We start from the raw sequence: 14,694 nt of genomic DNA, 5'->3' as shown, positions 1-14,694 counted from the left end.
TTAGTGTATTTTGAATAAAAAGAAAATTTGTATCGTAGTCACATCGCTAGGTAATGGTGGAGCAGAGAGGTCTAGTGCACTTTTGTCTCAGCTATTGTTTAATTTGGGGCATGATATTCATTTGGCAACGACAAAGAATACTATTGAATATGATTATTCAGGAACACTTTTTAATTTAGAATTAGCACTAAAAGGTAATAAAAGTAGTTATAACAAGTTTAAAGTATTAAAGGCATATTTCTCAAGTCATAAATTTGATTATATAATTGATAATAGAATAAGAAATAGATTTTTAAAGGATTTTATAATCTATAAATACCTTTTTAGAGGAACAAAAATTATTTCTGTTGTTAGAAGTTTTTATTTAAAATATTACATGCCTAAATATAAAATTTTGGGAAGATTATTATATAAAGATGTATATAAAATAATAACAGTAAGCAAAAGCATTAAATTTAAAATTGAGAATAAATACGATTTAAAAAATGTTGAGACTATTTATAATCCTGTTAATAGTTTATTAATATCAAATGAGTTAAATGATAAAATAGATATTCAAGGATCTTATATACTTTATTTTGGTAGAATAGAAGATAATGTTAAGAATTTATCGCTTTTAATAAATGGTTATAAAACATCCAATTTATTAAAAAATGGAATAAAGCTTGTTTTGTTAGGTTCAGGGCCAGATGAACTACTGATAAAGAAAAAGGTGGAAAGTTTGAATTTAGAAAAATACATACTATTTATTCCATTTACAGCTAACCCTTTTTCTTATGTAAAGTCAGCATTATTTACTGTGTTAACAAGTCATTTTGAGGGTTTTCCGCGATCTATATTAGAATCATTAGCGTGTGGTACACCAGTGATTTCTGTCGATTGTGATTCAGGTCCTAGAGAATTATTAATTAATGGAGAAAATGGATTGTTAATTAATAATTACGATGTAGAGGCTTTAGCTAATGCTATGAATTTATTAATAGAAGACAAAGAGTTGTATTTACATTGCAAGAGAAATGTCTTAAAAAGTGTTAAACATTTAGAGATAAATGAAATTTCATTACAATGGAAAAAAATTATAGAAGAAGAATTATGATACATGGGACTGAATTAATTGATATACCTAAAATTTGTGATGATAAAGGAAGAGGTAATTTATCTGTCATCGAAAATGATTGTATCCCTTTTAAAATTGATCGGGTATATTATTTATATGATGTGCCTAGTGATGCTTATAGAGGCGGTCATGCTCATAAAGAACAATTGGAGCTTTTAATAGCTTTAAGTGGAAGTTTTGAGGTGGTTTTAGATAATGGGTTTGAAAAAACGAAAGTAATGCTTAATAAGCCAAACAAGGGATTGTTAATTAATAAAGGGGTTTGGAGAGAGCTTGAAAATTTCTCTTCAGGGGTTGTCTGTTTAGTATTAGCTTCTGATGTTTTTGATGAAGATGATTATATTAGAAGCTACAATGACTTTAAATTATTTGTTGGCAGTTAAGTAAATATTGTTTTTTATTAGAAAATGTTGAAATAGTTTTATTCCTTTTAAAACAAATATCGGACAATTTATAAGTGCTTTTTGTTTAAAATTTAAATTATCAAAATCAATTTCAGATTTTATTTTTTTATATAATATTATTTCATTATTTATTTTACACCTCAATGCAACAGCGTATCGATTAATATCTAAATATAATTTTAACGAAGAATTTTTTTGTTCTTGTTTGTGATGATTATTTATAAAACGATATTTAATGTCATTAAGTTCTTTTTTAGAGAGACTATCTGATACGCCTTTATTATAGGTCATTGTAATTTTCGGATTAAAACAAACATAATAATTTAGTGCGAAACGAACCCATAAATCTAAATCTTCTGCTATTTCTAAAGCAGGATTAAAACCTCCAATCTTATTAAATGTTTCTTTTGAAAATCCAACAGCCGAAGTTAGAGCAATAGCATTTATAATGCTAGCTTTGAAATAGTCTTCAACAATAAGAGAGTCAGTTTTGAATGAAAAATTAAAACTTGTTTTTGCATAAATATTGTTCGAGTATAAAATCTCATAATTGTTGCAATATAAACCAGCATTTGGAAATGTTTTAATGAGTTTTTTTAATTCAAACAAATGGATGTTATGCCATGTGTCATCAGCGTCTAATAAGGCTATGTATTTAGCTTTAGCCTTTTGAATACCTTTGTTTCGTGCAGAGGAGACCCCTTTATTTTTTTGTTGAATAATAGTTATTCTTGAGTCTTTAACTAATTTTGCTATTTCTAAACTTTTGTCCGTGCTGCCATCATCAATAATAATTACTTCAAAATCTTGAAAATTTTGATTAAAAACACTTTTTAATGTGTCTGATATATAATCTTCTTTGTTATATAGTGGAATTATTATAGAGAAAAAAGGCATTATTCTTGTTTTTTAAGTGAACAAAAATAGCTTAAACGGTAAAGATCAAAAAGAAAAAGAGAAGGTTCCCTTGATAATAGTTGGCTTTCAAAGTATTCTCTTATTTTTTTGTTTAGATAAAGATGTTTTAATACATGATTTAAATGTATCTTATTTGTGTAATGATGAATTTTTGTAATTAGTGTTGCATTGTATGGCATTAATCCTTGATTCACAAAAATGGAAATGGCTTTTACAGATTGTAACGATTTTTGTAAAAATTGTTTGTTGGTTTCTAGTCCTAAATGATATACAGGATTATCTATATGAGCAATATTTATCATTTCTCGTTTTAAGTCTAAAGCAAATAAGGTGTCTTCATGCCTTAAATTTGGAATATCTTCATTAAAGGCGACTTTTTTAAAAACATTTTTATGGATTAAAAAACTTAATGTTAAAAAGCGTAAATATGGGTTTTTATTGCGTAGTGTTTTTGAAAGAGCTTCTCTGTTTTTTCCATATATCCAACGTAACACCTGATTATTTGGAGGTGTTTTTTGTTTATATAATATTCCTCCATAGATAATTTTTGATTGTTTATGGAGGGCGCTTAAATAATTGCTAATAAATAAATTACTAACAGGCATTGTATCTGCATCCAAAAAAAGGAGCCATTCAAAATTAGCCTTAGATGCTAGTGAATTCCTAATTTTACTTCGTCCAATATTAACATCAAGAGCTATGAAAGAACTGTTTTCTAAAGTGTTTATTTTCTCATTTTCTTTAATTGTTTTAGCGTTTGTAGAGCCATCATCAAAACAAATAATCTCAAATACAATGTTAGCATCGAGTGCTTGCTGCTCCAGTTGAAAAGCAAGTGGATAAACATTATAATTATATGTTGGTATTAATATTGAGAGCATTATTTTGTAGCTATTAATACTGTTTCAGGAGATTTAAGTCCTAAGAATGAATCGTCTGTATGATTGTCATTTTTTTTTATTTCTACTTTAAAACCCGTGTTTTCTAATCTTTCTTTTAATCCTGCAACAGAGTATATTCTAACATGATCGTTTTGTCCAAAATGTATTTTTCTGTCTTCAGGAGTAATAATAGAATAATCTTCATAAATAACACCTTCTTTAAACGGTGTTTGTATAAATATAGTGCCATTAGGTTTTAGAACTCTGTGGAGTTCAGACATGGCTTTTCTATCTTCTATAATGTGTTCTAGGATGTGGTAACAGATAATAGTATCAAATTTGTCATTTTCTTGTTCAACATTTGTAATGTCAAATTTGTAATCTGCTAAGAATTCATCTTCAAAATCTGTACTGTAATAAGTAATGCTTTTTTCTTTTTTTAAAGTCCTGTAAAGACTTCTGGATGGTGAAAAGTGAAGGATATTACCATTTATAGAGTTATTATCATTAAGTAGTTTCCAAAGTCTTCTGTTTCTAGATAGACTTCCACAAGATGGACAAAGTAAATCGTAGTTTCCCAATGAAATAAAAGCTTTCAATTGCTTGTTGCAAATATTACATTGGTGGTTTTTTCCAATATAAAAAATACTATGAAATTTTCTGAAAAACAACTCATTTTTAAAAAGAAATGAATTCGGAATTAATGCTTTTACACTATTTTTTATTGTTTTGTACATATTTAAGCCTTCCTCTGCACCACCTCATAAACCGCATTCTCATCACACTTCAAAGTTTTGCTAGGGTATTTTAAAAGCAATGCATAATCATGAGTAGCCATTAAAATAGTGTTGCCATTTTTGTTAATTTCTTGTAAAACCTCCATGACTTCAACACTTGTTTGTGGGTCTAGGTTTCCAGTAGGTTCATCGGCAAGGATAAGTTCTGGATTATTAAGTAAAGCTCTAGCAATAGCAATACGTTGCTGTTCTCCACCAGAAAGTTCATGCGGATATTTAAATCCTTTTGTTTTCATATCAACCTTTGTTAAAACCTCTTCTACACGTGTATTCATTTCGGTTTTGTCTTTCCAACCCGTGGCTTTTAAAACAAATAGTAAATTGTCGTTTATGGTTCTATCGGTTAGTAATTTAAAGTCCTGAAAAACAACACCTAACTTTCGTCTTAAAAACGGAATCTCTTTTTCTTTAAGTGTTTTTAAATTGAAATCTACTATATGCCCTTCACCTTCAGTTAGAGGTAGATCGCCATAAAGTGTTTTCATAAAACTACTTTTACCCGTACCCGTTTTCCCAATTAAATACACAAAATCTCCTTTGTTAATTTCTACATTAACATTTGAAAGTACTAAGCTTTCACCTTGAAAAATAGAAGCGTCTTTTAATTGTAAAATAGGGTTTGACATAAATGATTAGTTTAAAGTTACAAGTTTAAAGTTTATAGTTTAACATAACAAACCTTAAGTCATAATTTTTATTGTTTTAGATAGAGATAATATTTTTAAATAGTCAATGTTTAATTCATATTCCAACTTCTGTCTTTCCAACTTCAGTTTTCAGTCAATTTTAACATTTAATAACTCGGTTTATAATTATAGCACGATTGTTGCGTTATAGGTGAAATAACTCTTCAAGATGTTTTATCTTGATTTCATTTGAAATTGTCATTCCCGCAAAGGCAGGAATCTAAAACCTTATATTTATCTTTGAACATCAAATTAAAAAACGAATTATTAATGACTAAAAAAAATATTGTCTTATTAGTACTGGCTATAAGTTTTAGTTTCCAAATTATAGCACAACAATCTGCCACGTATACTAGTAGTTTAGTTGATTATCAAAAGGCATTATCGCTTTATAATAATCAACAATATCTAGCGGCTCAATCACTGTTTGGAAGTGTTCAAAAAACAGCTAAAGAAGACGTTTTGCAATCAGACTGCGCATATTATATTGCTAATTGCGCCGTACGATTAAATCAACAAAATGCAGATGGTTTGGTAGAGGGTTTTGTAAAAGACTATCCTACAAGTACTAAAAGAAATACTGCTTTTGTTGATGTAGCCGATTATTATTTTACCAATGGTAAATATGCTTATGCCAGAAAATGGTATGATAAAGTCGATGAAAATGCACTAGGTAAAAAAGAAAAGCAAAAGTTTTATTTTAATAATGGTTATACAGCCTTTTCAACAAAGCAATTTAAAGATGCTAAAAAGTATTTAAGTAAAGTTGAAAACTCTCCTGAGTATGGCTCGCAGGCTAAATATTATATTGGTTTTATGGCTTATGAAGGTGATGATTATGACAAAGCCAATGAGTATTTCGACCAAGTAAGTGACCAAGAGCGTTACAAAGAAAAGTTGTCGTATTATCAAGCCGATTTAAATTTTAAATTAGGGAATTTTGAAAAAGCAATTACCCTTGCCAAGGCTCGATTGGAAACTAGTGCTGAAGATGAAGTCTCTGAGCTCTCTAAAATTATCGGAGAGAGCTATTTCAATTTAAAACAATATGCTGAAGCTGTTCCGTTTTTAACGGCTTATAAAGGTATAAAAGGTAAAAGAGACAGAAAGGCAAAGTGGAATAATACAGATTATTATCAACTAGGTTATGCGCATTACAAACAAGGCGATTATGAAAATGCGATTTCAGAATTCAATAAAATAATTGGTGGTAATAATGCTATTGCCCAAAATGCCTATTATCATTTAGGCGAGAGTTATATCAATGTTGATAAAAAGCAAGAAGCTTTAAATGCCTTTAGAAATGCATCTCAAATGGATTTTGACTTAAAGATTCAAGAAGACGCTTGGTTAAATTATGCTAAAATTAGTTATGAAATAGGCAATCCGTATCAATCGGCTCCTCAAGTATTAGCTGGTTATTTAGAAAAATATCCAAAAACGAGTTATAAAGAAGATATTGAAACCCTTTTAATTGATTCTTACATTACATCAAAAAATTATAAAGAAGCTTTAAAATTATTAAAAGGAAAGAATAGTTTCGAAAATAAAGTGGCTTATCAAAAAGCAGCATTTTATAGAGGGATTGAATTGTATAATGAAAATCAATATTTAGAAGCAGAATCACTTTTTGATGCGTCTTTAAGTGAGCCCAGAGATCCAAAATATACAGCACGAGCAACGTTTTGGAAAGCTGAAACCGATTATAATTTAACTAATTATGAAGATGCTTTAGTTGGCTTTAAACAGTTTAAACAACAACCAGAATCGGCATCAACTCCAGAAATGGAAAATGTAGATTATAATTTAGCTTACACGTATTTTAAACTAAAAAACTATCCACAAGCAACTCAATATTTTAATCAATTTATTTCCAATAAAAAAGATGATAAGGTAAGATTGAATGATGCGTATTTAAGATTGGGAGATGCTTATTTTGTGTCAAGTGAATATACTAGCGCTATTCAAGCTTATGAAAATGCCATTAAGCTAAGCGAAATAGAATCTGATTATGCGTTTTTTCAAAAAGCAATAAGCATTGGATATGCTGGACAATCTTCAAAAAAAATAAAAGAGTTAGAAGCCTTTATTTTAAAATACCCAAAATCTAAACTGCGAGATGATGCTATGTATGAGTTAGGGAATTCTTATGTAAAAGCTAACAAAACAGATAAAGCTATGCAGGTTTATAATCGTTTAAGTAGTGAGTACAGAATGAGCTCTTTCGTGCCTAAAGCGTTATTGCGTCAAGGATTGGTTTATTATAACGGAAGCGAAAACGAGGGTGCGTTAACGAAATTCAAAAAAGTAGCAAGCGATTATCCAGGAACTCCAGAGGCGGTTCAAGCCGTTTCTACAGCACGTTTAATTTATATCGATTTAGGTCGTGTAGATGATTATGCAACTTGGGTACGAACTTTAGATTATGTTGAAGTTACCGATGCCGATTTAGATAATGCCACATACGAAGCTGCCGAAAAACAATATTTAGATAATAATACAGATAAGGCTATTAAGCAATTTAATGGTTATTTAAATGAGTTTCCTAAAGGTATTCATGCTTTACAGGCTCATTTTTATGTAGCACAATTGTATTATAAAAAGGACTTATTAGAAAACGCTGCGCCACATTATAAGTATGTTGTAGATGCTTCAAGAAGTGAATATTCTGAGGAAGCATTATCACGTTTATCTCAGTTTTATTTGGAATCTAAAAATTGGAATACGGCTATTCCTTTATTGCAAATGTTAGAAGAAGAAGCAAGTTTTCCTCAAAATGTGGTATTTGCACAATCTAATTTAATGAAAGCAAATTATCAATTAGAAAATTATGATGCAGCAGTTTCTTATGCAGAAAAAGTATTAAGAAATTCAAAAATTGATAATAAAATTAAAAGCGATGCGCACATTATTATAGCACGTTCTGCCATAAAAACAGGAAATGAAGACAGAGCAAAAGTCGCTTTTGCAGAAGTTGAAAAAGTAGCTACTGGAGAAACAGCAGCTGAAGCTCTATACTACAATGCCTATTTTAAAAATAAGGAAGGTAAGCATGAAGCATCAAATAAATCTGTGCAAAAACTAGCTAAAGATTATTCTGGATATAAGTATTATAGTGCTAAAGGGTTGGTGTTAATGGCAAAGAATTTTTATGCTTTAAATGATGCTTTTCAAGCCACTTATATTTTAGAAAGTGTTATTGAAAATTTCAAAGAATTTGATGATGTTGTTGAAGAAGCCAAACAAGAATTAAGCATAATAAAAACGGAAGAGGCTAAAACAAATTCATCTATTCAAACCGAAGGGAATTAGGTTGTTAGTTCGAGTTAAATTGTCATTCCTGCGAAGGCAGGAATCTCATAAAATGAAAATTAAATTAGTATAATGTGGATTCCCACCTTCGCGGGAATGACAAAGAAGTCAATCAATTAAAAAAATAAATAAAAGTATGCGAAAGCACATAAAAAATATATTATTAGTAGTAATTACATTAAGTGTAACCACTGGTTTTTCACAAAACAGAGAAAACGACACCATTAATACAGGTGTTATAGATGTAGTTAAACCTTATACTCCAACAATTTCAGATGCTTTTAAAGTAAAAGAAATTCCGTCTTTAGAAGATGAAACAACAGAAACTAAAAAAGAAATTAAATATAATATATTTTCGTTTCCAGTAGCATCCACATTTACACCTGCAAAAGGAAAAGCGGCAGTTATTGAAAAAGCAAAGCCGATAAAGTTATATGATAATTACGCTACTTTAGGTGTTGGAAGCTATACTACTATTTTAGGCGAAGTGTACTTAAATCATGCTATTAGCAGAAACGAAAGTGTTGGTGGATACTTAAGTCACCATTCATCTGCTGGTGGGATTGAAGGTTTGTCTTTTGATGATAATTTTTCAAATTCAAAAATTAATGTGAATTATGCGTCGCGATTAAGAGATTTGGCGTGGAATGTAGAAGCAGGATTTCAGCATCAAATGTATAATTGGTATGGTGTACCGCAATCAATAATTCCGCAAGCCCAAACAGATAACATTGAAGTCGATCATTCCTTTTTTAATGCACATTTTGGTGGCGATATTAGTTTTGAAGATACATATATTAACTCCGGAAGTTTCTTTTTTAGACGTTTTGGAGATAACCAAGGTTCTGGCGAAAATAGATTTATTGCAAAAGCAACAGTAGATGTTCCTATAAATGACGAAGAGGTATCAACTGATATAAAATTAGATTATTTAGGCGGAACCTTTGATAGAAATTATTATACCAATGAGGAACTAAATTATGGTAATTTTCAAATAGGAATATCGCCAACTTACCAAATGAAAGAAGATGATTTAACCATTAATCTTGGGGTTTCTACATATTATTTAAACGATAACGAATCTGGTGAGAGCAAGTTTTATATATATCCAAATGTTACGGCTACTTACAGATTGGTTAACGATGTGTTAATCGTTTATGGAGGTATTCAAGGTGATTTAATTCAGAATTCTTATTATGGTTTTGCTGCTGAAAACCAGTTTGTGTCTCCAACTTTAGGAAGTACAGAAAGTAATCCAGAAATGGGTATAACACCAACCGATCAATTATATAATGCTTATGTAGGTTTAAAAGGAAAGTTGTCTAGCAACATGAGTTATAATGTTAGCGGGCGTTACATTGCTGATAGAAATAAAGCGTTATTTAGAAATAACGATATTACAACTACAGATGAAAATTATACTTATGGGAATTCATTTGGAATTGTATATGACGATGTAGATACTTTTGGTTTCGCAGGAGAAATAAATGTAGATGTAAATCGAAATTTTAAATTAGGTATAAAGGCAGAATATTTTAGTTATTCTACCGATGATGAAGCTGAAGCTTGGAACTTACCAGATGTAAAAGGGTCTCTGTTTTTAGATTATCAAATCGATGAACATTGGTTTGCTGGTGCTAATTTGTTTTATGTGGGAGAACGAAAAGATCAATTCTTTTTAAATGATCCATCTATTGCTACAACGCCCTTTACTGTAACTTTGGAAAGTTATTTTGATGCCAATGCACATGTTGGTTATCATATTAACGATCAAATTTCTGTATTTGCAAAAGCGAATAATATTGCTAATGAAGGTTACCAACGCTGGCAAAATTTTCCAGTGCAAAGTATTCAGTTTTTAGCGGGTGCTACTTTTAAGTTTGATTTTTAATTCCTGCGAAGGCAGGAATCTGTTTATCATTTTATGCAAAAACTTCTTTTCATTTTCTTTGTTTTTTGTTTCAGTTTTATTGAAGCTCAAAATATTACTGAACAATTAACACTTTATGATGCTGCTTTAGAATTGACAAAACAAAAGGTTACTTACGATCCCAGTTATTTTTCAATTGATTATCCAAACGGCGATGTGCCTTCTAGTAAAGGTGTTTGTACAGATGTGGTGATTAGAGCTTTTAGAAAATTAGGTGTTGATTTGCAAAAGGAAGTACATCAAGATATGAAAGCGTATTTTAATTTGTATCCAAAAATATGGGGATTGAAATCAACCGATAAGAATATTGACCACAGACGTGTACCTAATTTAATGACTTATTTTAAACGACAAGGAGCAGAGAAGCTAATCACTAAAAATCCGAATGATTATAAACCAGGGGATGTTGTTTGTTGGAATTTAGGTGGCGCCATAACTCATATTGGTTTTGTGGTTAATAAGAAATCAAATGACGGCAAGCGATATTTAATTGTCCATAATATTGGCGGCGGTCAAGTTTTAGAAGATTGCTTATTTAGTTTTAAGATTATTGGACATTATAGGTTTGTAATCTAAATTTGTTATTCCTGCGTAGGCGGGAATCTGCATTAAAGAAAATAAGTTTCAATTTATAAGATTCTTGCTTTCGCAGGAATGAGAGTTTAACTTAATCGAGCCAAATAATCAAAATGCTCACCTTCCATAACCAACTCACATTGTAAACCAACCGTTTCACAGGCTAGTTTTAAAGTATTAAAATCTAAATACAACCATTTCATGGGCGTTTCTTTTTCGTTTTTGTATGAAAGGAAGTAATCAAGTTCACCGTAGTAAGAAGCGTTGGTATCCATCCAATAACCACCATCTTCATCTTCATACATGTATTTAATATCAGATGAATCCATTAAAATTTGTCCGTTAGGGTTTAGCAGACTTTTTAAATGCGTTAAGTATTTTGAAACTTGGGTTAATTCTTGAAAAATCCCTGTGCCATTCATTAGTAATAAAACAGTGTCAAAAGTTTCAGTTTCATCTAAAATATTTTTCACTTCAGCATTTAAAACACCACGTTGTTTCGCTACTTCAATAGCGCCTTTCGAAATATCAATGGCATTAATTTGAAATCCTTTTTCTTGCAAAAACAAACTGTGACTTCCTGAGCCACAGCCAACATCTAAAATACTGCCTTTTGTTAATTTCAACGCTTGCTGTTCCAATTTGGGCATGTCTTTAAAATCACGAAACAAATAGGGGAGCGGTAATGCATCGTCATCAGAAATACTGGTAGATGTAATAATATCTTCGGTATAATGTCCGTTTTGATAATCTAATAAGGCGTTTCCGAAAAGGTCTTTCATTAGTAATGCTATTTTTTCATTTCCACAAAGGCGGAAATCTCATAAATTTAAATTTTATTTTACGCAGAGTAAAACTGAGTTTACACGGAGAGATACAGAGTATAATACGTGTCAATTTTTATATAACAGTAAAATTCATGTTGTATTAATAAATTAAAACTATTTATACTCAGAGGAACTCTGCGAAATTCTCTGTGAAACTTTGTGAAATAATAAAAAGAATCATGAAAAGTTCTATTTTTGCACCATGCAAGACATTATAAATAATCTTCCAAAGCTCGCCAAAGATAAGCATAACGAAAACAAAAAATTCTTCGCGAAGCTAAAAAAGAAACCGCCTAAAAATTTAGATTATGTGATGGAAGACTTGCATGAAGAAGAGTTTGAGCGCACCGATTGTTTAAAATGTGCCAACTGTTGCAAAACTACAGGGCCTTTATTTACCGATAAAGACGTAGATAGAATTGCAAAACATTTCAGAATGAAAACACAGCAATTTATTAGTCAGTATTTGCGTATTGATGAAGAAAACGATTATGTATTGCAAAGTGTGCCTTGTACATTTTTAGGAGCCGATAATTATTGTTCTATTTATGATGTTCGACCAAAAGCTTGCAGAGAATTTCCTCACACTGATAGAAAAAAGTTTCAGCAAATTTCAAACTTAACATTAAAAAATGTAGCTATTTGTCCTGCTGCTTTTAATATAGTTGAGGAAATGAAAAAACGTATTAAAGTTTAAAAGTCTATTTGTAAATTAAATATTTAGCTTTTGTTTTTTTGAAGTTTTTTAATCCTTCTTGCCATGTTGCTTTTATTTGTTCTTCATTTAAACCAGCTTCAATTTGTTGTTGTAGTTTTTTTGTGCCTGCTAATTTAGTGAAGAATGTATTGAAAAATTCAGCCTTATTTTCTGTGTTATTATACGCTTCAATAAGCCATTTTAAATTTAAAATCTTTAGGTTTTCTGTTAATATTAAATTTTTACCGTGGCATAATTTATCTTGATGTTTTGGATATTTTGATCCGAAATTAGGTTCAGGAGTAAATTCAAAATCATATAATTTAGGATTCAAAAACGGACTTCCAAAAATTTGAAAAGGAAACTTTGTACCTCTTCCCACACTCACATTGGTGCCTTCAAAAAAGCATAAGCTAGGATATAGGTTAATAGATTTATCGTTTGGTAAATTAGGAGACGGATATATTGGTAAACTATAACTAACACTATGATTATAGTTTTTTAAAGGAATCACGTTCAATTCACATTGTATGCCGTTTGCTAACCATTTTTCACCATTAATCATTTTAGCATATTCGCCAATAGTCATACCATGCACGACAGGAATAGGATGCATTCCAACAAAACTTGTATGTTCCATTTCTAAAATAGGACCATCAATATAATGTCCGTTAGGGTTTGGTCTATCAAGAATAATTACAGGAATTCTTGCTTCAGCAGAAGCTTCCATAACATAATGTAATGATGAAATATAAGTGTAAAATCGAGCGCCTACATCTTGAATATCAAAAATGATGATGTCTATGTTTTTAAGTTGTCCGGGTGATGGTTTTTTGTTTTTTCCGTAAAGTGACACTATAGGTAAATTGGTTTTAGTATCTATACCATCTTTTACATGTTCGCCAGCATCAGCAGTTCCTCTAAAGCCATGTTCTGGAGCAAAGACTGTTTTTATATCAATGTTTAATAATACTAGTGAATCAACTAAATGCGAATATGCGTCATTGCTAGGTTCGAGAGAAGACGTAGGATTATGTTTAAATATTACGGAAGTTTGATTCGCTACAATACCAACCCGTTTTCCTTTTAGTAAAGGTAAATAGGACTCCATTTGATTTGCGCCAACTATGATTGTACTGTCATTTTCAATTTTATTGAGAACTTCATTCTGTTTAATAATTTCAGACTTCAGATTTTTAGCTTCAGATTTCGACAAGTTTGCACAAGAAATCATTACTAAAACAAATAATAAAACTGTATTTTTGACAACATTAAACCTCATTATATAAATTGAATTACGAGTTTTTTATAGCTAAACGCATTATTGGTAGTAAAGCGTATAAAAGTAGCATATCGGCACCAATAATAAAAATTGGTATTGCAGCAATTGCCATTGGTATTGTGGTTATGATGATTGCTATTGCAACCGGTATTGGTTTGCAGCAAAAAATACGTGAAAAAGTAGTGGCGTTTAATGGCGATGTTCTTATTTCTAATTACGATAGTAATAACTCGGAAGAAAGTGTATTCCCGATATCTAAAAATCAAGAGTTTTATCCAGAGTTTAAATCGGTTGAAGGTATAAGTCATATTCAGGCTGTAGCTGCAAAATTTGGTGTTATTCGCACTGAAACTGATTTTGAAGGTGCTATTTTAAAAGGAGTAGGAACCGATTATGATTGGAAATATTTTAAAGAGTTTTTAATAGAAGGTAGGTTGCCAACTTTTGAGAAAAAATGGAGCGAAGAGGTTTTAATATCTCAATATTTAGCTAATCGATTAGGTTTTAAAGTTGATGATACCTTCCAAATGGTATTTTTAAAAACGGATACAGAAAAATTACCTAATATCATCACTTTTAATATTGTTGGTATATATAATTCGGGTTTTGAAGATTTAGATAAACAATTTTTAATTGGAAATATTCGTCATATTCAGCGTATTAATAAATGGAAAGAAGATCAAATAGGGAACTTTGAAGTGTTTATTGATGATTTTGATGCGTTGCAAACAAAAGGCATAGAAATATACAAAAACACACCATCTACTTTTAATACGCAAATAGTAAGTGATAAATATGCTTCCATTTTTGAATGGATAAAAATATTTGACAAAAATATTTATGGTATTATTGGTATTATGATTTTGGTTGCAGGAATAAATATGATAACGGCATTACTTGTTTTAATACTAGAGCGCACGCAAATGATAGGCATATTAAAAGCTTTAGGGAGTAATAATTGGAGTATTAGAAAGCTGTTTTTATATAATGCGTCTTACCTTATTTTTTTAGGATTGTTATGGGGGAATATTTTAGGCTTAGGTTTACTATTTGCTCAAAAATACTTTAAGTTATTTCCGTTAGACCCTAGTGTGTATTATGTTACCGAAGCTCCTGTTTATATAAGTTTTGGTTATGTGTTTGCTTTGAATTTAGGAACGCTTGTTTTATGTTTAATGATGCTTTTAGTGCCATCATATATTATTACTAAAATATCTCCAGTAAAGGCTATTAGGTTTGATTGAGGCTGGTTTGTAGTCAATTTTGT

Annotated in this window: 13 protein-coding genes; 7 read left to right on the top strand and 6 right to left on the bottom strand. The window is 30.4% G+C overall.

All coding sequences use genetic code 11. The features are described from left to right. Nucleotides 1-10 precede the first annotated feature (10 nt). The gene (locus tag RHP49_01925) at nt 11-1,096 is read left to right on the top strand and encodes a glycosyltransferase (protein WNH13022.1); all 1,086 of its coding nucleotides are present in this window, start codon (nt 11-13) and stop codon (nt 1,094-1,096) included. After that, complete coding sequence (locus RHP49_01920; GenBank protein WNH13021.1) at nt 1,066-1,500, top strand: FdtA/QdtA family cupin domain-containing protein; 435 nt, start codon at nt 1,066-1,068, stop codon at nt 1,498-1,500. The genes RHP49_01925 and RHP49_01920 overlap by 31 nt, the downstream gene beginning before the upstream one ends. Here the strand turns inward: RHP49_01920 and RHP49_01915 are convergent. Genes RHP49_01915 through RHP49_01900 form a run of 4 tightly spaced genes read right to left on the bottom strand, consistent with a single transcriptional unit; the run spans nt 1,483 to nt 4,743 of the window. After that, a complete protein-coding gene (locus RHP49_01915) occupies nt 1,483-2,418 on the bottom strand; it encodes a glycosyltransferase (GenBank protein ID WNH13020.1) in 936 nt (311 codons plus the stop codon). The two genes, RHP49_01920 and RHP49_01915, sit on opposite strands and share 18 nt — an antisense overlap. Beyond that, the gene (locus RHP49_01910) at nt 2,418-3,320 is read right to left on the bottom strand and encodes a glycosyltransferase family 2 protein (GenBank protein WNH13019.1); all 903 of its coding nucleotides are present in this window, start codon (nt 3,318-3,320) and stop codon (nt 2,418-2,420) included. Before RHP49_01910 ends, RHP49_01915 begins: the two co-directional genes overlap by 1 nt. Beyond that, nucleotides 3,320-4,057, bottom strand: a complete 738-nt coding sequence (locus RHP49_01905) for a methyltransferase domain-containing protein (protein WNH13018.1) — start codon at nt 4,055-4,057, stop codon at nt 3,320-3,322. The genes RHP49_01910 and RHP49_01905 overlap by 1 nt, the downstream gene beginning before the upstream one ends. A 2-nt stretch (nt 4,058-4,059) precedes the next feature. Further along, on the bottom strand, nt 4,060-4,743 hold the full coding sequence (locus tag RHP49_01900; GenBank protein WNH13017.1) for an ATP-binding cassette domain-containing protein: 684 nt from the start codon (nt 4,741-4,743) through the stop codon (nt 4,060-4,062). 330 nt (nt 4,744-5,073) lie between these two features. On the opposite strand from RHP49_01900, the gene RHP49_01895 reads away from it, so the two are divergent. The 3 genes from RHP49_01895 to RHP49_01885 all read left to right on the top strand — a co-directional run bounded on the left by RHP49_01895 (nt 5,074) and on the right by RHP49_01885 (nt 10,621). Continuing rightward, nucleotides 5,074-8,115, top strand: a complete 3,042-nt coding sequence (locus RHP49_01895; protein ID WNH13016.1) for a tetratricopeptide repeat protein — start codon at nt 5,074-5,076, stop codon at nt 8,113-8,115. Between the two features lie 136 nt (nt 8,116-8,251). Next, complete coding sequence (locus tag RHP49_01890; GenBank protein ID WNH13015.1) at nt 8,252-10,006, top strand: TonB-dependent receptor; 1,755 nt, start codon at nt 8,252-8,254, stop codon at nt 10,004-10,006. A 33-nt stretch (nt 10,007-10,039) separates the two neighbouring features. Further along, on the top strand, nt 10,040-10,621 hold the full coding sequence (locus tag RHP49_01885) for a DUF1287 domain-containing protein (GenBank protein ID WNH13014.1): 582 nt from the start codon (nt 10,040-10,042) through the stop codon (nt 10,619-10,621). An 86-nt stretch (nt 10,622-10,707) separates the two neighbouring features. Here RHP49_01885 and RHP49_01880 read toward each other — a convergent pair whose 3' ends face one another. Beyond that, nucleotides 10,708-11,403, bottom strand: coding sequence for a class I SAM-dependent methyltransferase (locus RHP49_01880; GenBank protein WNH13013.1), 696 nt, complete (start codon nt 11,401-11,403; stop codon nt 10,708-10,710). A gap of 247 nt (nt 11,404-11,650) precedes the next feature. Between RHP49_01880 and RHP49_01875 the strand changes: the two genes are divergently transcribed. Beyond that, on the top strand, nt 11,651-12,145 hold the full coding sequence (locus RHP49_01875) for a YkgJ family cysteine cluster protein (GenBank protein WNH13012.1): 495 nt from the start codon (nt 11,651-11,653) through the stop codon (nt 12,143-12,145). Nucleotides 12,146-12,149: 4 nt separating this feature from the next. On the opposite strand, the gene RHP49_01870 is transcribed toward RHP49_01875, so the two are convergent. Further along, complete coding sequence (locus RHP49_01870; protein ID WNH13011.1) at nt 12,150-13,427, bottom strand: DUF1343 domain-containing protein; 1,278 nt, start codon at nt 13,425-13,427, stop codon at nt 12,150-12,152. Nucleotides 13,428-13,435: 8 nt separating this feature from the next. Here RHP49_01870 and RHP49_01865 point away from each other — a divergent pair, with 8 nt between their 5' ends. Further along, a complete protein-coding gene (locus tag RHP49_01865; GenBank protein ID WNH13010.1) occupies nt 13,436-14,671 on the top strand; it encodes an FtsX-like permease family protein in 1,236 nt (411 codons plus the stop codon). Nucleotides 14,672-14,694: the final 23 nt, after the last annotated feature.

Source organism: Flavobacteriaceae bacterium HL-DH10 (genome assembly GCA_031826515.1).
Taxonomy (GTDB): domain Bacteria; phylum Bacteroidota; class Bacteroidia; order Flavobacteriales; family Flavobacteriaceae; genus Thalassobellus; species Thalassobellus suaedae.
The sequence above is the reverse complement of the archived record's forward strand: the minus strand, read 5'-3'. Positions and strand labels throughout refer to the sequence as shown.

What these genes read in the sequence shown, in the direction of transcription:
- RHP49_01895 (WNH13016.1), top strand. Translation starts at nt 5,074, where the DNA reads ATGACTAAAAAAAATATTGTCTTATTAGTACTGGCTATAAGTTTTAGT.
- RHP49_01905 (WNH13018.1), bottom strand. Translation starts at nt 4,057, where the DNA reads ATGTACAAAACAATAAAAAATAGTGTAAAAGCATTAATTCCGAATTCA.
- RHP49_01870 (WNH13011.1), bottom strand. Translation starts at nt 13,427, where the DNA reads ATGAGGTTTAATGTTGTCAAAAATACAGTTTTATTATTTGTTTTAGTA.
- RHP49_01920 (WNH13021.1), top strand. Translation starts at nt 1,066, where the DNA reads ATGGAAAAAAATTATAGAAGAAGAATTATGATACATGGGACTGAATTA.
- RHP49_01910 (WNH13019.1), bottom strand. Translation starts at nt 3,320, where the DNA reads ATGCTCTCAATATTAATACCAACATATAATTATAATGTTTATCCACTT.
- RHP49_01875 (WNH13012.1), top strand. Translation starts at nt 11,651, where the DNA reads ATGCAAGACATTATAAATAATCTTCCAAAGCTCGCCAAAGATAAGCAT.
- RHP49_01880 (WNH13013.1), bottom strand. Translation starts at nt 11,403, where the DNA reads ATGAAAGACCTTTTCGGAAACGCCTTATTAGATTATCAAAACGGACAT.
- RHP49_01885 (WNH13014.1), top strand. Translation starts at nt 10,040, where the DNA reads ATGCAAAAACTTCTTTTCATTTTCTTTGTTTTTTGTTTCAGTTTTATT.
- RHP49_01890 (WNH13015.1), top strand. Translation starts at nt 8,252, where the DNA reads ATGCGAAAGCACATAAAAAATATATTATTAGTAGTAATTACATTAAGT.
- RHP49_01900 (WNH13017.1), bottom strand. Translation starts at nt 4,743, where the DNA reads ATGTCAAACCCTATTTTACAATTAAAAGACGCTTCTATTTTTCAAGGT.
- RHP49_01915 (WNH13020.1), bottom strand. Translation starts at nt 2,418, where the DNA reads ATGCCTTTTTTCTCTATAATAATTCCACTATATAACAAAGAAGATTAT.